The sequence below is a fragment of the Streptomyces sp. NPDC033216 genome (assembly GCF_055577115.1).
In genome coordinates this window covers 125,632-142,558 of sequence record NZ_JBVIQK010000017.1, presented here as the reverse complement: position 1 = coordinate 142,558, position 16,927 = coordinate 125,632, and the positions used below count along the sequence as shown (strand labels likewise).

Here is a 16,927-nt window from a genome sequence, read left to right as displayed (position 1 = left end):
CGAAGGGCAAGGGGCAGGGGCAAGGGGCAGCGGTGTCAGCGGGCGGCCTCGTCCTCCACCGTGCGGTCACGGCCGGCGAGGACACCCACGGCCATCTGCGGGACCATGAGCGCCGCCATCAGCGCGAGGGGCAGACCCCAGCCGCCGCTGTGCTGGTAGAGCACGCCCACCAGCAGCGGGCCCGGGATCGACAGCAGGTAGCCGGCGCTCTGCGCGAAGGCCGACAGCTGGGCCACTCCCCCGCCGGTCCGGGCCCGCATCCCGACCATGGTCAGCGCCAGCGGGAAGGCGCAGTTGGAGACGCCGAGCAGCAGGGCCCAGGCCCAGGCGCCGGCGGCGGGGGCGAAATGCAGGCCCGCGTACCCGGCGAGGCCGCACAGACCGAGTACGACGACGATCGGGCCCTGGTGCGGCAGCCGTGTCGCGACGCGCGGGATGACGAAGGCCAGCGGCACCCCCATGACCATGGTGACGGCCAGGAGCAGTCCGGCCGTGCCCGCGGGCACGCCCGCGTCGCGGAAGATCTGCGGCATCCAGCCCATGGTGATGTAGGCGGCGGTGGCCTGGAGCCCGAAGAAGACGGCGAGTGCCCAGGCGGTGCGGCTGCGGGTGATGCGCAGTGCGGCGGGTGCCTCCGGGCGCGCGGAGGCCTGCGCGGGGGTCGTCGCCCCGCGTTCCCGGGCCAGCGGCAGCCACGGCACTACGGCCGCTGCCGCGAGGACCGCCCAGACCGCCAGCCCGGACTGCCAGCTGCCGCCGAGCGCGTCGGTCATGGGCACGGTGACGGCGGCGGCGGTCGAGGTGCCGAGGGCGAGGGCCATCGAGTAGAGGCCGGTCATGGAGCCGACGCGGTCGGGGAACCAGCGCTTGACGATGACCGGCATCAGCACGTTGCCGACCGCGATGCCCATGAGGGCGAGGGCGCTGGCGGCGAGGAAGCCCGCCGTACCGCCCGCGTAGGGCCGCAGCAGCAGGCCCGCGGTGATGGCGGCCATGCCGGCGCAGACCACCGCGCCGGCGCCGAAGCGGCGGGCGAGGCGGGGCGCCATGACCCCGAAGACGGCGAAGCAGAGCGGGGGCACGGAGGTGAGGAGGCCGGCCACGCTGCCGCTCATGCCGAGGCCGTCGCGGACCTCTTCGAGGAGGGCCCCGAGGCTGGTGATGGCGGGACGGAGGTTGAGGGCGGCCAGCACGATGCCGACGACGACCAGGCGCGTCGTCCACGCGCGCGGGGCCGACGGCCGGGGGTGTCCGTCGGTCGTGGGGGCCGTCTCGCGCATGCTCGTGGTGTCCTTGCTCGCCATGCGGACCATCATAGAATCATGGGATGATTGGTTGTCCATCTCCGGCTGTCCGTCACCGGCCCCGCCCGTGCGAAGGTGTGCCATGCCCCTGAGCCAGCCCCGCCGCTCGGCACTGTCCGAACAGGTCATCGCCGCGCTGCGCACCCAGATCACGTCGGGCGAGTGGCCGGTGGGCTCGCGCATTCCGACGGAGCCCGAACTGGTCGGGCAGTTGGGCGTCGCGCGCAACACCGTGCGCGAGGCCGTCCGCGCGCTCGCGCACAACGGCCTGCTGGACATCCGGCAGGGCTCGGGCACCTATGTGGTGGCGACGAGCGAACTGGCGGGAGTGATGCACCGCCGCTTCGCGGACGCCGACCCGCGGCACATCGCGGAACTGCGCGCGACCCTGGAGTCGGGCGCGGCACGGCTGGCAGCCGAGCGGCGCACGGAGAAGGACCTCAGGCAGCTCGACACGCTGCTGCTGCGCCGCGAGCGGGCGTGGGAGTCGGGTGACGCCGAGGCCTTCGTGACGGCGGACGCGACCTTCCACCTGGCGGTGGTGGCCGCCTCCCACAACGACGCGATGACGGCCATGTACGCCGACCTGGGCGAGGTCCTGCGGGACTGGCTGCGCGACGACGTCGGCGAGGAGCTGACGCCGGAGACGCACATGGACCACACGCGGCTGGTCGACGCGATCCGCGCGGGCGACGCGGAGCTGGCGGCCGTCGAGGCGGCGAGCTACCCCTTCCGGTGCCGGCCCGGACGGTTCACGCCCGCTGGTGGCTGACCCAGGCCGTGCCGACCTCCTTCCAGCAGCGCCCGGTGAGCCGTACGGTCACCGCGGGTCCCACGTCGGCGGCGGCGCCGTCGCTGTCGAGGTCCCACCAGCGCGCGCACTCGATGTGCAGGCGCACCCGGTCGGTGGCGGCGTAGGGGTTGTGGCAGTAGGCGGTCACCCGCGACCCGTCGACGCTGGTCCGGCACTCCGCGCCGAACGGGTCCTCGGTCGCGGCGGCGGCACGCCGTTCCCCCACGCGCGCGTGGGGCAGCGCGTCGTGCGGCAGGGACACGACGAGGCAGACGGCGACGATCACTGGGGCCACGCTGCGGAACAGGCGCACAAGGGAACCTCCTCGGCCGGGCTGGGGAGGGAAGCGCTTGACGGACGCGTACTTCAGAGTGCCTCGCGCGGGTGCTCCGGCGCCCGGCCGGGTGCGCCGAACGGGTGACGCCCCGCTTCCCGCGCGATGCGGGCGGCGGGGCGTCGACCGGGTGCCGGAGGATCAGGCGCCGATGGCGTGCAGGCCGCCGTCCACGTGGATGATCTCGCCGGTGGTCTTCGGGAACCAGTCGCTCAGCAGGGCGACGACACCCTTGCCGGCCGGCTCGGGGTCCTTGAGGTCCCACTCCAGCGGGGAGCGGCTGTCCCACACGGCGGCCAGGTCACCGAAGCCCGGGATGGACTTGGCGGCCATCGAGCCGAGCGGGCCCGCGGAGATGAGGTTGCAGCGGATGTTCTGCTTGCCCAGGTCGCGGGCCATGTAACGGCTGGTGGCCTCCAGGGCGGCCTTGGCCGGGCCCATCCAGTCGTACTGCGGCCAGGCGTACTGCGCGTCGAAGGTGAGGCCGACGACGGAGCCGCCGTTCTGCATCAGCGGCAGGCAGGCCATGGTGAGCGACTTCAGGGAGAACGCCGAGACGTGCATGGCCGTGGCCACGGACTCGAACGGCGTGTTGAGGAAGTTGCCGCCGAGCGCGTCCTGCGGCGCGAAGCCGATGGAGTGCACGACGCCGTCCAGGCCGCCCAGCTCCTCACCGACGACGTCGGCCAGCCGACCGAGGTGCTCGTCGTTGGTGACGTCCAGCTCGATGACCCGGGTGGGCTTCGGGAGCTTCTTGGCGATGCGCTCGGTCAGCGTGGGCCGCGGGAACGCGGTCAGGATGATCTCGGCACCCTGCTCCTGGGCCAGCCTGGCAGCGTGGAAGGCGATGGAGGCCTCCGTCAGCACACCGGTGATCAGGACGCGCTTGCCCTCGAGAATTCCGCTCATGGTGATCAGTGACCCATTCCCAGTCCGCCGTCTACGGGGATGACGGCTCCAGTGATGTACGAGGCGTCGTCCGAGGCGAGGAACCGCACGGTCGCGGCGATCTCGTCGGGCTGCGCGTAACGGCCGAGCGGCACCTGCGAGACGATGTTCGCGCGCTGCTCGTCGGTCAGCGCCTGCGTCATGTCGGTGTCGACGAAGCCCGGCGCGACGACGTTGAAGGTGATGTTGCGCGAGCCCAGCTCACGGGCCAGGGAACGCGCGAAGCCGACGAGGCCGGCCTTGGAGGCGGCGTAGTTCGCCTGCCCCGCGGAGCCGAGCAGCCCGACCACCGACGAGATGAGCACGACACGGCCCTTGCGGGCGCGCAGCATGCCGCGGTTGGCGCGCTTGACGACCCGGAAGGTGCCGGTGAGGTTGGTGTCGACGACCGAGGTGAAGTCCTCCTCGGACATGCGCATCAGCAGCTGGTCCTTGGTGACGCCGGCGTTGGCGACCAGGACCTCGACCGGGCCGTGCTCGGCCTCGATCTCCTTGTAGGCCTGCTCCACCTGCTCGGGGTCGGTGATGTCGCACCTGACGGCGAGGCAGCCGAGTTCGACGAGGGCGGCCGGCGGCTCCCCCGACCGGTACGTGATCGCGACCTTGTCGCCGGTGTCGGCGAACGCGCGGGCGATGGCGAGGCCGATGCCCCGGTTACCTCCGGTGACGAGAACCGAGCGGCTCAACGAATCACCCTTTCCGTAGGGGTCCTGACACACCGCCCGAGACCTGACGGGCAGGCGGCTTCCCTCGAAACCTATCGGTCCGGGCCCGTGGACAAGGAATCGGGCACCGACAGTCGCTCGCACAGGGGACTGTCGGGTTTCTACAGTCGGACGCCAGAGCGGTCCGCCATTACGGGGCATGAGCGGGCAGGCCTTCGGCGCGTGCCGTCTCGAGGATCCTGCGGTCGTGCGGTCGTGTACGTCACCGGCGCGGTCAGGTCGTCGCGCGGCGACGGTGCGCTTGCCACAGGGCTCTCGTTCCTCGCCGTACCGGCGGGAACCGTCGCGTGCATCTCCGGCGAAAGGGCGCGGTGCGCCATGATTCACTGCTTGCGGCGTACATCACAGGCGAGCAGTCGGAGGGATCGCACCCGTGCCCCATGAAATCGACCAGGCATTTCTGGCACTACCCCTGCGGGCCCTCGCGGACGCCGCCCTGGCACGCGCGCGTGCGCTCGGCGCGGACCATGCGGACTTCCGGTTCGAGCGGGTGCGCAGCGCGTCCTGGCGGCTCCGGGACGCCAGGCCTTCCGGGTCCTCGGACACCACCGACCTCGGATACGCGGTGCGGGTGGTGCACGGTGGGACCTGGGGGTTCGCCTCCGGTGTGGATCTGACGATGGACGCCGCCGCCAAGGTCGCCTCGCAGGCGGTGGCGATGGCGAAGCTGTCCGCGCAGGTGATCAGGGCGGCCGGGTCCGAGGAGAGGGTGGAGCTGGCCGACGAACCCGTGCACGCCGACCGCACGTGGATCTCGTCGTACGAGATCGATCCGTTCACGGTGCCCGACGAGGAGAAGGCGGCGCTGCTGGCGGACTGGAGCGCGCGGCTGCTGGCGACCGACGGGATCAACCATGTCGACGCCTCGCTGCTCACCGTCCACGAGAACAAGTTCTACGCCGACACCGCGGGGACGGTGACCACCCAGCAGCGGGTACGGCTGCACCCGGCGCTGACGGCGGTGTCGGTCGACGAGTCCAGTGGTGAGTTCGACTCGATGCGGACGATCGCGCCGCCGGCCGGGCGCGGCTGGGAGTACCTCACCGGCACCGGCTGGGACTGGGACGAGGAGCTGGAGCGGATCCCGGAGCTGCTCGCCGAGAAGATGCGGGCGCCCAGTGTCGAGCCGGGGCTGTACGACCTGGTGGTCGACCCGTCCAACCTCTGGCTGACCATCCACGAGTCCATCGGGCACGCCACCGAGCTGGACCGGGCGCTCGGCTACGAGGCCGCCTACGCGGGCACCTCCTTCGCCACCTTCGACCAGCTCGGCGAGCTGCGCTACGGCTCGCACCTGATGAACGTGACCGGCGACCGCACCGCCGAGCACGGCCTGGCGACCGTCGGCTTCGACGACGAGGGCGTCGAGGCGCAGTCCTGGGACCTGGTCAAGGACGGCACGCTCGTCGGCTACCAGCTGGACCGCCGGATCGCGAAGCTGACCGGGTTCGAGCGCTCCAACGGGTGCGCGTTCGCCGACTCCCCCGCGCACGTGCCGGTGCAGCGCATGGCCAACGTGTCGTTGCAGCCGGATCCGGCGGGAATGTCCACCGAGGGACTGATCGGGAGCGTGGACCGCGGGATCTACGTCGTCGGGGACCGGTCCTGGTCGATCGACATGCAGCGCTACAACTTCCAGTTCACCGGGCAGCGGTTCTTCCGGATCGAGAACGGGCGGATCACCGGGCAGTTGCGGGACGTGGCCTACCAGGCGACGACCACCGACTTCTGGGGCTCCATGGCGGCCGTCGGCGGGCCGCAGACGTACGTCCTGGGCGGAGCCTTCAACTGCGGCAAGGCACAGCCGGGCCAGGTCGCGGCCGTGTCGCACGGCTGCCCGTCCGCCCTGTTCAAGGGTGTCAACATCCTCAACACGACGCAGGAGGCCGGCCGATGAGCGCCAGGGCAGGCATCGGCCGGGGGTCCGGGGGTCGCCCCCCGGGAAAGCACAGTCTCGACACGACGCAGGAGGCCGGCCGATGAGCGCCCGTACCGACAAGCCGCACGAGGTCGTCGAGCGCGCGCTGGAGCTGTCGCGGGCCGACGGCTGTGTCGTGATCGCCGACGAGCGGTCGACCGCCAACCTGCGCTGGGCGGGCAACGCGCTGACCACCAACGGCGTCACGCGCGGGCGCACCCTCACCGTGATCGCGACGGTGGACGGCAAGGAGGGCACCGCCTCCGGCGTCGTCTCGCGGTCGGCGGTGACCGCCGACGAGCTGGAGCCGCTGGTGCGGGCCGCCGAGGACGCCGCGCGCGGTGCCGCGCCCGCCGAGGACGCGCAGCCGCTGGTGACGGGCGGGGCGCAGTCCCCCGAGTTCACCGAGGCGCCCGTCGAGACCTCGTCCGCGGTGTTCGCCGACTTCGCGCCGGCGCTGGGCGAGGCGTTCGCCCGCGCGCGTGCGGGCGGCCGCGAGCTGTACGGCTTCGCCAACCACGAGCTGGTCTCGACCTACCTGGGCACGTCGACGGGGCTGCGGCTGCGACACGACCAGCCCACCGGAACCCTGGAGTTGAACGCCAAGTCGCCGGACCGTACGCGTTCGGCGTGGGCGGGCCGCTCGACGCGGGACTTCGAGGACGTCGACCCGGCGGCGCTCGACGCCGAGCTGGCCGTGCGGCTCGGCTGGGCCGAGCGGCGGATCGACCTGCCGGCGGGCCGGTACGAGACCCTGCTGCCGCCGACCGCGGTCGCGGACCTGATGATCTACCAGCTGTGGTCGGCGTCGGGCCGGGACGCGGCCGAGGGGCGGACGGTGTTCTCCAAGCCGGGCGGCGGCACCCGGCTCGGCGAGAGGCTGACCGAACTGCCGCTGACCCTGCGCAGCGACCCGAACGAGCCGGGCCTGGAGTCGGCGCCGTTCGTCGTGGCGCACTCCTCGGGCGGCGACCAGTCGGTGTTCGACAACGGGCTGCCGATCCGGGCCACCGAGTGGATCAGCGGCGGCGAGCTGAAGCAGCTCACCACCAGTCGGCACAGCGCGGCCCTGACCGGCCTGCCGGTGGCTCCCGGAGCCGACAACCTGATCCTGGACGGCGGGTCCGACCGGTCCCTGGAGGACATGGTCGCGAGCACCGGGCGGGGCCTGCTGCTGACCTGCCTGTGGTACATCCGCGAGGTGGACCCGGCGACCTTGCTGCTGACCGGGCTGACCCGGGACGGCGTCTACCTCGTCGAGGACGGCGAGGTCGTCGGCGAGGTCACCAACTTCCGGTTCAACGAGTCCCCGGTCGGGCTGCTGGGCCGGGCCACCGAGGCCGGGCGCACGGAGAAGACGCTGCCCAGGGAGTGGAGCGACTGGTTCACCAGGTCCGCGATGCCCGCGCTGCGGGTGCCGGACTTCAACATGAGCTCTGTCAGTCAGGGCGTATAACCTCGTAGCCGGTGGTCGCTCGACCGCCCGAGGACCATCAAGGAGATACGAGAACAGTGACGGACATCGTCGACGAGCTGAAGTGGCGCGGGCTGATCGCCCTCTCCACCGACGAGGACGCGTTGCGCAAGGCGTTCGCGGACGGTCCTGTCACGTTCTATTGCGGCTTCGACCCGACCGCGCCCAGCCTGCATCTCGGCAACCTCGTGCAGATCCTCACGATGCGCCGGATCCAGCTGGCGGGCAACCGTCCGCTGGGCCTGGTCGGGGGCGCCACCGGTCTGATCGGTGACCCGAAGCCGAACTCCGAGCGCTCGCTGAACGCGCCCGAGGTCGTCGCCCAGTGGGTCGAGCGGCTGCGCGCGCAGATCGCCCCGCTGCTGGACTTCGAGGGCCCGAACGCGGCGGTCATGGTCGACAACCTGGACTGGACGCAGGGCCTGTCGGCCATCGAGTTCCTGCGGGACGTCGGCAAGTACTTCCGGGTCAACAAGATGATCGCGAAGGAGGCCGTCGCCCGGCGGCTCAACTCCGACGCGGGCATCAGCTACACCGAGTTCAGCTACCAGATCCTCCAGGGCATGGACTTCCTGGAGCTGTACCGGCGGTACGGCTGCACGCTACAGACCGGCGGCAGCGACCAGTGGGGCAACCTCACCTCGGGCACCGAGCTGATCCACAAGGTCGAGCCCGACGCCGTGGTGCACGCGCTGGGCACGCCGCTGATCACCAAGGCCGACGGCACCAAGTTCGGCAAGACGGAGTCCGGCACGGTCTGGCTCGACCCCGAGATGACCACGCCGTACGCCTTCTACCAGTTCTGGCTGAACGCGGACGACCGGGACGCCTCCAAGTTCCTGCGCATCTTCAGCTTCAGGTCGCGCGAGGAGATCGAGGAGCTGGAGCGGCAGACCGAGGAGCGGCCGCAGGCGCGGGCCGCGCAGCGGGCGCTGGCCGAGGAGCTGACGACGCTGGTGCACGGCGCTGAGCAGACGACCGCCGTGATCGCCGCGTCAAAGGCGCTGTTCGGGCAGGGCGAACTGGCGGAGCTCGACGAGCGGACCCTGGCCGCGGCCCTCTCCGAGGTGCCGCACATCCGGGTCGCCGAGCCGGCGCCGGTCGTCGACCTCTTCGCCGAGGTCGGCCTGGTGGCCAGCAAGTCCGCGGCCCGGCGGACGGTGAAGGAGGGCGGGGCCTACGTGAACAACGTCAAGGTCGCCGCCGAGGACGCCGTCCCGACGGCGGACGACCTGCTGCACGGTCGCTGGCTGGTGCTGCGGCGCGGCAAGAAGAACCTTGCCGCCGTCGAGGTGACGGGAGCGTAAGGCGCCGCAGGGGGCGCGGGCTGCGGCGCCCTGCGGCCCGCCGACCAGGGTGTCGGTGTCGGGTTCCGTGACCGGTCGGTGGTTTCGCCGGCCGGTCGCCGTGGCCCGCGGCGCTGCGCTCGTTCAGGCGCGGTGCTTGCGCTTGCCCAGCGTCGCCATGTAGAGCATGTCGCCGAAGGCCACGATGACGACCGCGGCGACCAGCTGGAAGATGTGCCGGCTCCAGTCGATGCCGGGGGTCTCGTCGACTCCGAAGCCGCGGGCGACGGCATTGCCGACGACCGCGCCCAGGATGCCGAAGATGGTGGTCAGCCACAGTGGGCTGTGCTGCTTGCCCGGGATGATCGCCTTCGCGATCAGGCCCAGCACGAATCCCACGATGATCGCCCACAACCAGCCCATGGCTGCCTCCTCGTACGGCTCTACGCCAGCATTGACCTCAGTGTCGGCCCGACCGCGGTACGCCGCATGTCGGGTGACGCCGTACGCGCTACGGCGCACCACTTCACCCCGGACCGGCGCCGACCCGGTCTCCAGGGCGGCCCGGCCGCGGCGTACCGTGGTGGACGGGGAGAGTTCTAGTGGTCGGATGGTGGAATGTGATGCGGAAGCGGCACGGCGGCGGCGACGTCCAGGTGTTCCGGATCACCGGGGCACGTCAAGGGCTCCAGGACGATGTGCGGGGCCGGCAACGGCGGTACGTGATCTCGATGTCGGTCCGTACCGTGGCGGTGATTCTCGGGGCGACACTGTGGAACGTGGAACGGCATGTCGCGATAGTGGCGCTGGTCCTGGGCCTGGTCCTGCCGTACGTCGCGGTGGTGATCGCCAACGCGGGGCGGGAGAACGCGCCGGGACTCCCGTCGACGTTCGTGACCGCTCCGCTGCCGCCGATGATCGCTCCTGGGCACGCGGAGGAACAGGCGGCGGAGCGGGCGCCGCAGGAGGAGCCCGCCCCGGAATCCGCCCGGGCGGAACCGGAGTCCGCGCGCGGGGAGTCCGCGCCACTGTCGGGGGACGTGGAGGCCGGTCCGACCGAGCGGCGGTCATGAGCCGACTGTGCGCCGAGCCCAACAAAAAGCTGTTGTTCCAGTGCCGTGGCGCCGGGTCGCCGTGACATACTTCGTACGCGCTCCGCATCCCCCGTCGGAGCGACGGACCGACGCCGGGCAGCTCCCCCCGTGGCTGCTCGGCGTCGCCTTTTCAGCGCACTTGTGAGACGAACCTGTGAGTGACGAGACCCCGGTCTGTTCCGCGAAGGGCTGCCGCGCCGACGCCGTGTGGGTGCTGGCGTGGAACAACCCCACGATCCACACGCCGGAGCGCCGCAAGACGTGGCTGGCGTGCGAGGAGCACCGGGAGCACCTGTCCCGGTTCCTCGGGGTGCGCGGCTTCCTGAAGGACGTGGTCCTGCTGACGGAGTGGCACTCCCCCGAGGTGGCCGAGGCCCCCGCGGAATCCAGCGGGGGCTCCGCGCGGGGGAATCCCGGCCACCGGCCGCCTGGCGCCGATTCCTAGCCGCCGATCGCCGACATCGGCCGGTCCGGCTGGACGAAGGCCGGGTCGTCCAGGCCCGCGCCCGCCTTCTTGCCCCACATCGCCAGGCGCCAGATGCGCGCGATCTCCGCGTCGGAGGCGTCGGAGCGCAGGGCGGTGCGCAGGTCGGTCTCCTCGCGGGCGAAGAGGCAGGTGCGGACCTGGCCGTCCGCCGTGAGGCGGGTGCGGTCGCAGGCCGCGCAGAACGGACGGGTGACGGAGGCGATGACGCCGACGCGGTGCGGGCCGCCGTCGACGATCCAGCGTTCGGCCGGAGCCGAGCCGCGCTCCTGCGCACCCTCCTCGGTGAGGTCGAAGCGGGCGCGCAGGGAGGCGAGGATGTCGCCCGCCGTGACCATGCCGTCGCGCTTCCAGCCGTGCTGGGCGTCCAGGGGCATCTGCTCGATGAACCGCAGTTCGTAGTCGTTCTCGACGGCCCAGGCGAGGAGGTCGGGGGCCTCGTCGGCGTTGAGGCCCGGCATCAGGACCGAGTTCACCTTGACCGGGGTCAGGCCCGCGTCCCGGGCGGCCTGGAGGCCTTCGAGGACGTCCTTGTGGCGGTCGCGGCGGGTGAGGGTCTTGAAGACGTCCGGGCGCAGGGTGTCGAGGGAGACGTTGACCCGGTCCAGGCCCGCGGCCTTGAGGGCCGGCGCCGTGCGCCTGAGGCCGATGCCGTTGGTGGTCAGCGACATCTGGGGGCGCCGGCTCAGGGCAGCGACCCGCTCGACGATGCCGACCAGGCCGGGGCGCAGCAGGGGCTCTCCGCCGGTGAAACGGACCTCCTCGATGCCGAGGGAGGTGACGGCGATGTCGATCAGGCGGACGATCTCGTCGTCCGTGAGCAGGTCCGGCTTGGCCAGCCACTGCAAGCCCTCTTCGGGCATGCAGTACGTGCAGCGCAGATTGCACCGGTCGGTCAGCGAGACGCGCAGGTCGGTGGCCACCCGGCCGTAGGTGTCGATGAGCACGCGGGCCCCCTCCCTCGTAGCGGATCGAAGGTGTTCCGTCACCTGTGAGCCTACGTGACACCGCCGACAAACGAGGGGGCCCGATCTCCTCGAGGTACGAAGGGGCCGCGTCGTAGGGATCTACGGATCACCCGCGACGCGGCCCCTTCGAGGGAGGGCGTATCAGTGAGCGCCGGTGCCGGTCATGGACCGCACCTCCAGCTCCGCGTACTTTCCGGTGTCGGGCTCCTCCTTGGAGATGACCGTGCCGAGCCAGCCGAGCAGGAAGCCCACGGGGATCGAGATGATGCCGGGGTTCTCCAGCGGGAACCAGTGGAAGTCGACGTCGGGGAACATCGAGGTGGGCTTGCCCGAGACGACCGGGGAGAACAGCACGAGACCGACGGCGGCGACCAGCCCGCCGTAGATGGACCACAGGGCTCCGGCGGTGGTGAACCGCTTCCAGAACAGGCTGTAGAGGATGGTCGGCAGGTTTGCGGAGGCGGCGACCGCGAAGGCCAGGGCGACCAGTCCGGCGACGTTCAAATCCCTGGCGAGGGCGCCCAGCAGGATGGAGACGGCGCCGATGCCCACCGTGGCGTACCGGGCCGCGTTGATCTCCTGCTTCTCGGTGGCCGTGCCCCTCTTGATGACGTTCGCGTAGATGTCGTGGGCGAACGAGGAGGAGGAGGCCAGGGTCAGGCCCGCGACGACCGCGAGGATCGTGGCGAAGGCGACGGCGGAGATGGTGGCGAGCAGGATGGCGCCCCAGTTGGAGTCGACGCCGCCGAGATGGAGCGCCAGCAGGGGGGCGGCCGTGTTGCCCGCCTTGTTGGAGGCGGTGACCTCGTCCGGCTCGATGAGCGCGGCGGCGCCGAAGCCGAGGGCGAGGGTCATCAGGTAGAAGGAGCCGATGAGGCCGATGGCCCACAGGACCGACTTACGGGCGGCCTTCGCGGTGGGGACGGTGTAGAAGCGGATCAGGATGTGCGGCAGGCCGGCGGTGCCGAGGACCAGGGCGATGCCGAGGGAGATGAAGTCCAGCTTCGTGGTGCCGGTGACGCCGTATTTCAGGCCCGGCTCCAGGAAGGCGGCGCCCTTGCCGCTGTTGTCGGCGGCCGAGCCCAGCAGGTCGGAGACGTTGAAGTCGAACTTCAGCAGCACCAGGAAGGTGAGCAGCAGGGCGCCGGCGATCAGCAGGACGGCCTTGACCATCTGGACCCAGGTGGTGCCCTTCATGCCGCCGATGGTGACGTAGACGATCATCAGGACGCCCACGAGGGCGACGATGCCGATCTTGCCGCCGTCGCTGGTGATGCCGAGGAGCAGGGAGACGAGGACGCCCGCGCCCGCCATCTGGGCCAGCAGGTAGAAGATCGACACGACGATCGTGGAGGTGCCGGCCGCCGTACGGACCGGGCGCTGGCGCATGCGGTACGCGAGGACGTCGCCCATGGTGTAGCGGCCCGAGTTGCGCAGCGGTTCGGCGACCAGGAGCAGGGCGACCAGCCAGGCGACCAGGAAGCCGATGGAGTACAGGAAGCCGTCGTAGCCGAAGAGGGCGATCGCGCCGGCGATGCCGAGGAAGGAAGCGGCCGACATGTAGTCGCCGGAGACGGCGAGACCGTTCTGGAAACCGGTGAACTGGCGGCCGCCCGCGTAGAAGTCGGCGGCGTCCTTCGTCTGACGGCCCGCCCACACGGTGATGACGAGGGTCGCGGCGACGAAGACGGCGAACAGAGTGATGATCAGCGTGCGGTGCTCGCCGGCCTCGCCGGCGGCGAGGAACGTGTGCGCGGTGCTCATGCGCCGCCCTCCATCCGGGACTTGATGGCGTCGGCCTTGGGATCGAACTTGTCGGCGGCCACGCGCGCGTACCACCAGGCGATGAGGAACGTGGTGAGGAACTGGGCGAGACCCAGCGTCATGGCGACGTTGAAGTTGCCGAACAGCTTGGTCCCCATGAAGTCGCCCGCGTAGCTGGACAGCAGGACGTACAGCAGGTACCAGGCGATGAAGGCGAAGGTCAGCGGGAAGGCGAAGCCGCGGTAGGAGCGGCGCAGTTCACCGAACTCCGCGCTCTCCTGCACCGCGACGAACTCCTCGGTGGAGGGGAGTCGGGCTGGGGGTTTCGAGGGGGGCGGTGTCTCGGTGGCCACGGAGTCTCCTCGCGTTGCGGATGCGGTGGGTAAAGGGGCGGGCGAGGGTCCTCGCCCGTCCCTGCCCAAGGTCACGGCGGCGCACGGCGACGGGTTCAACACCTCGCACGGGTTTCCGAAGTGGCCTCGGCGGCTCCTGGGCAACGAGCGGCGGCCGCCGTAGGTCATGCCCGGGGACCGGCGCCCGTGGGTGATGCCCGGTGAACTCGGCTCCCGTAGGTCATTGCTGGCCGGTGAGTCGGGGAGATAGCTTCGGGCGAGCACCACCCGTCATGTACCTGTTCAGGCACGATCCGTGCCGGGGCAGGTCTCGCTTCCGGATGATGTGGAGACCCCATGGCTCATCTGCCTTCCAGACGCCGCCTCGCCCTCGCGGTGCCCGTCGTGCTGTCACTGACCGCCTCCCTCGGCTTCCTGCCGACGGCGGCCTCGGCGGCTCCGGTCGCGGCTCCGGCCACCCGGACGGCCGACGCCGCAACGCTGGCGTACGTCGTCAACACCAAGGTGGACCACCGCACGATCGAGTCGGTGAAGAAGGCGATCGCCGCGGCCGACGGCACGGTCGTCGCGACCTACGCGAAGATCGGCGTCATCGTCGTGCACTCGGCGAACCCCGACTTCGGCGCGCGGATACGAGCGGTGCGCGGGGTGCAGTCGGCGGGCGCGACCCGCACCGCGCCGCTGAGTCCGGCGGGGACGACCGACGAGGGCGCCGCCAAGCTGATGTCCGCGGCCGAGGCCGCGAGGACGGCGAGCGCGTCCGCCGCTGCGGGCGCGAGCGAGCCCCTCGAGGCCGACCAGTGGGACCTGCGCGCCATCGGCGCCGACAAGGCCGCCGAGATCAATCCGGGCAGCAGCAAGGTGACCGTCGCCGTCATCGACACCGGTGTGGACGACACGCACCCGGACCTGGCCCCGAACTTCTCCGCGTCCCAGTCGGCGAACTGCGTCGGCGGCGTCGCCGACACCAGCGAGGGCGCCTGGCGGCCGTACAACCCGACCGACGACTACCACGGCACGCACGTCGCCGGTGAGATCGCGGCGGCCCGCAACGGCATCGGCGTGGCCGGTGTCGCGCCCGGCGTGAAGGTCGCCGGCATCAAGGTGAGCGACCCGAAGGACGGCCTCTTCTACCCGGAGAACGTCGTCTGCGCCTTCGTGTTCGCCGCCGACCACGGGGTCGAGATCACGAACAACAGCTACTACGTGGACCCGTGGCTGTACAACTGCATGGACGACCCCGACCAGAAGGCCATCGTCGACGCGGTCAACAGGGCGCAGCTGTACGCCCAGAAGAAGGGCACGCTCAACGTCGCCTCGGCCGGCAACTCCAACCACGACCTGGACTCCGACGCGATCGTCGACTCCTCCAGCCCGGACGACTCCACTCCGGTCACGCGGACGATCGACCCGCACGAGTGCTTCGACGTGCCGACCCAGCTGCCGGGGGTCGTCACGGTGAGCGCGACGGGCGTCAAGGGCGCCAAGTCGTACTACTCCACGTACGGTCTGGGCGTCGTCGACGTGGCCGCGCCGGGTGGCGACCGGTACCAGATCCCGGAGACCCCGTCGGCCAACGGCCGGATCCTGTCGACGATGCCGAACAACGCGTACGGCTTCCTCCAGGGCACCTCGATGGCGTCCCCGCACGTCGCCGGTGTGGCCGCGCTGCTGAAGTCCACCCACCCGTGGGCCTCTCCGGCGGCGCTCCAGGCGCTGCTCAAGGCGCAGGCCGACAACCCGGGCTGCCCGGCCGAGCCGTACGACGGCAATGGTGACGGGGTGGTGGACGCGACCTGCGAGGGCGGCAAGCGCGTCAACGGCTTCTTCGGCTTCGGCGTGGTGAACGCCCTGCGCGCGGTGAAGTAGCCGGCGGTTCCCAGGAGGCCGGGCGGAGCGGATCCGCCCGGCCTCGCGGCATCTCCGGACGCCGGAGCCGTCCCGGTACCCGCGGCGGGCCGGACGACCCACCAGTCGACCCCATATATTGATCCGATCAATCATGCATAGTTCAGTCATGCATCCAGTCATGACCGACATCGAGTTCGCCTGGTCCCGGCTGGGCGGCGATCCCGCCCTCCTCGCGCGCGTGTCGACCGTCGTGCGGCAGGGCACGCTCCCGGCCCGGCTTCCGGTACGGGAGGTGGCACGGGCCTCGGTCGGGGTGTGCGCGCTGGCCGCGGCCGAACTGGGGGCACGGCGGGCCGGGCTCGCCGCGGTGCCGCGGGTGCGTCTGGACGACGCAGCGGTGGCCACCTCGTTCACCAGTGAGCGGCACCTGCTGATCGACGGGCGGGCGCCGGTCACGTTCGCGCCGCTGTCACGGTTCTGGCGGACGGCCGACGGCTGGGTGCGCACGCACGCCAACTATCCGCACCACCGGGAACGGCTGCTGCGGGCGCTGGACCTGTCCGAGGACCCGGCCGCCGTCGAGGAGGCCCTCGCCGAGCGGTCCGCCCTGGAGGTGGAGGAGACGGTGTGCGCCGCCGGGGGCCTGGCCGTCGCGACGCGTACGCCCGCCCAGTGGGCCGCGCACGAGCAGGCGGCGGCGGTCGCCCGGCGGCCCCTCGTCGAGACCGAGCGCCTCGACACCGCACGCGCGCGCGTGCTCCCGTCGCTCACCGGCACTCCCCTGCTGCCTGCCGCCGGGCTGCGCGTCCTGGACCTCACCCGCGTGATCGCCGGTCCGGTCGCCACCCGCACCCTCGCCCTGCTGGGCGCGGACGTGCTCCGCCTCGACGCCCCCGGCTCGCCCGAACTGCCCGGTCAGCACGCCGACACCGGCTTCGGAAAGCGGTCGGCGACGCTCGATCTCGCCGTCGACCGGCGGACGTTCGAGGAGTTGCTGACCGCGGCGGACGTCGTCGTCACGGGATACCGGCCCGGCGCCCTGGACCGGTTCGGGCTCTCGGCGGAGGAACTGACCGCGCGCCGGCCGGGGCTGGTCGTGGCGCAGTTGTCGGCGTGGGGCGCGTACGGACCCTGGGCCGAGCGACGCGGGTTCGACAGCCTGGTGCAGGCCGCGACCGGCATCGCGGTCATCGAGGGGACCGCCGAACGGCCCGGCGCGCTGCCGGCCCAGGTGCTCGACCACGGCACCGGCCACCTCCTGGCGGCGGCGGTCCTGCGGGCTCTCACCGAGCAGTCGTCCGAGGGCTACGGCCGTGTCGTGCGGCTGGCGTTGGCGCGGACGGCGGCATGGCTCACGGGCGGCACGACGCCGGGTGAGGGAGGCATCGGCGGCGACCCGCCGCGGTCCTGGCTCGCCGAGACCGTCAGTCCGGTCGGACGGCTGCGGTACGCCCTGCCACCGGTGTCCTTCGACGGCGGGCCGGGCGACTGGGCGCGACCGCCGGGCCCGTGGGGAGCGGACCCGGCGCGCTGGGTGCGGAACGGGGCCGACGGCTGAGCCGGTCCCCGTGGTGGAGCCGGAGCCCGGGGGACCCGGCGTTCGCCTCGTCGCCGGTCGGCCCCGTCGCACG

Annotated in this window: 15 protein-coding genes and 1 pseudogene; 8 read left to right on the top strand and 8 right to left on the bottom strand. The window is 71.7% G+C overall.

Annotated elements, in window-relative coordinates; all coding sequences use genetic code 11:
- Positions 1 to 35 precede the first annotated feature (35 nt).
- Positions 36 to 1,304 (bottom strand): CynX/NimT family MFS transporter, encoded by a 1,269-nt coding sequence (locus ACZ5Y0_RS26970; protein ID WP_469131270.1) that lies wholly within the window; start codon positions 1,302 to 1,304, stop codon positions 36 to 38.
- Between the two features lie 82 nt (positions 1,305 to 1,386).
- On the opposite strand from ACZ5Y0_RS26970, the gene ACZ5Y0_RS26965 reads away from it, so the two are divergent.
- Positions 1,387 to 2,076, top strand: coding sequence for a FadR/GntR family transcriptional regulator (locus tag ACZ5Y0_RS26965; RefSeq protein WP_469131269.1), 690 nt, complete (start codon positions 1,387 to 1,389; stop codon positions 2,074 to 2,076).
- Here ACZ5Y0_RS26965 and ACZ5Y0_RS26960 read toward each other — a convergent pair.
- From ACZ5Y0_RS26960 to fabG, 3 genes are all read right to left on the bottom strand, one after another.
- On the bottom strand, positions 2,057 to 2,410 hold the full coding sequence (locus ACZ5Y0_RS26960) for a hypothetical protein (protein ID WP_469131268.1): 354 nt from the start codon (positions 2,408 to 2,410) through the stop codon (positions 2,057 to 2,059). The two genes, ACZ5Y0_RS26965 and ACZ5Y0_RS26960, sit on opposite strands and share 20 nt — an antisense overlap.
- Before the next feature lie 162 nt (positions 2,411 to 2,572).
- A complete protein-coding gene (gene fabI / locus ACZ5Y0_RS26955) occupies positions 2,573 to 3,340 on the bottom strand; it encodes an enoyl-ACP reductase FabI (RefSeq protein WP_469131267.1) in 768 nt (255 codons plus the stop codon).
- Positions 3,341 to 3,345: 5 nt separating this feature from the next.
- Entirely contained in the window at positions 3,346 to 4,065 is a 720-nt protein-coding gene (gene fabG / locus ACZ5Y0_RS26950; protein WP_469131266.1) for a 3-oxoacyl-[acyl-carrier-protein] reductase, read from the bottom strand.
- Positions 4,066 to 4,477: 412 nt separating this feature from the next.
- Here fabG and ACZ5Y0_RS26945 point away from each other — a divergent pair, with 412 nt between their 5' ends.
- The 3 genes from ACZ5Y0_RS26945 (at position 4,478) to tyrS (ending at position 8,803) form a co-directional block, all read left to right on the top strand.
- Positions 4,478 to 6,001 (top strand): TldD/PmbA family protein, encoded by a 1,524-nt coding sequence (locus ACZ5Y0_RS26945; RefSeq protein ID WP_469131265.1) that lies wholly within the window; start codon positions 4,478 to 4,480, stop codon positions 5,999 to 6,001.
- 82 nt (positions 6,002 to 6,083) lie between these two features.
- Positions 6,084 to 7,478, top strand: a complete 1,395-nt coding sequence (locus ACZ5Y0_RS26940) for a metallopeptidase TldD-related protein (RefSeq protein WP_469131264.1) — start codon at positions 6,084 to 6,086, stop codon at positions 7,476 to 7,478.
- A 56-nt stretch (positions 7,479 to 7,534) separates the two neighbouring features.
- A complete protein-coding gene (gene tyrS, locus ACZ5Y0_RS26935) occupies positions 7,535 to 8,803 on the top strand; it encodes a tyrosine--tRNA ligase (RefSeq protein WP_469131263.1) in 1,269 nt (422 codons plus the stop codon).
- A gap of 123 nt (positions 8,804 to 8,926) precedes the next feature.
- On the opposite strand, the gene ACZ5Y0_RS26930 is transcribed toward tyrS, so the two are convergent.
- Positions 8,927 to 9,205: a GlsB/YeaQ/YmgE family stress response membrane protein gene (locus ACZ5Y0_RS26930; protein ID WP_469131262.1), complete on the bottom strand. Its 279-nt coding sequence runs from the start codon at positions 9,203 to 9,205 to the stop codon at positions 8,927 to 8,929.
- Positions 9,206 to 9,405: 200 nt separating this feature from the next.
- Here ACZ5Y0_RS26930 and ACZ5Y0_RS26925 point away from each other — a divergent pair, with 200 nt between their 5' ends.
- Together ACZ5Y0_RS26925 and ACZ5Y0_RS26920 are read left to right on the top strand one after the other, a co-directional pair.
- Positions 9,406 to 9,855 carry a DUF3099 domain-containing protein gene (locus ACZ5Y0_RS26925; RefSeq protein ID WP_469131261.1) on the top strand — a complete coding sequence of 150 codons (450 nt, stop codon included), beginning with the start codon at positions 9,406 to 9,408 and terminating at the stop codon, positions 9,853 to 9,855.
- Positions 9,856 to 10,030: 175 nt separating this feature from the next.
- Positions 10,031 to 10,246: pseudogene (locus ACZ5Y0_RS26920) on the top strand (hypothetical protein); the annotation flags it as partial.
- 71 nt (positions 10,247 to 10,317) lie between these two features.
- Here ACZ5Y0_RS26920 and moaA read toward each other — a convergent pair.
- From moaA to ACZ5Y0_RS26905, 3 genes are all read right to left on the bottom strand, one after another.
- Positions 10,318 to 11,307 (bottom strand): GTP 3',8-cyclase MoaA, encoded by a 990-nt coding sequence (moaA, locus tag ACZ5Y0_RS26915; protein ID WP_469131260.1) that lies wholly within the window; start codon positions 11,305 to 11,307, stop codon positions 10,318 to 10,320.
- A gap of 162 nt (positions 11,308 to 11,469) precedes the next feature.
- Entirely contained in the window at positions 11,470 to 13,092 is a 1,623-nt protein-coding gene (locus ACZ5Y0_RS26910) for a solute symporter family protein (RefSeq protein WP_469131259.1), read from the bottom strand.
- Entirely contained in the window at positions 13,089 to 13,445 is a 357-nt protein-coding gene (locus ACZ5Y0_RS26905) for a DUF485 domain-containing protein (protein WP_469131258.1), read from the bottom strand. The genes ACZ5Y0_RS26910 and ACZ5Y0_RS26905 overlap by 4 nt, the downstream gene beginning before the upstream one ends.
- 336 nt (positions 13,446 to 13,781) lie before the next feature.
- On the opposite strand from ACZ5Y0_RS26905, the gene ACZ5Y0_RS26900 reads away from it, so the two are divergent.
- On the top strand, positions 13,782 to 15,314 hold the full coding sequence (locus ACZ5Y0_RS26900) for a S8 family serine peptidase (protein ID WP_469131257.1): 1,533 nt from the start codon (positions 13,782 to 13,784) through the stop codon (positions 15,312 to 15,314).
- A gap of 160 nt (positions 15,315 to 15,474) precedes the next feature.
- Complete coding sequence (locus ACZ5Y0_RS26895; protein ID WP_469131296.1) at positions 15,475 to 16,854, top strand: CoA transferase; 1,380 nt, start codon at positions 15,475 to 15,477, stop codon at positions 16,852 to 16,854.
- Positions 16,855 to 16,927: the final 73 nt, after the last annotated feature.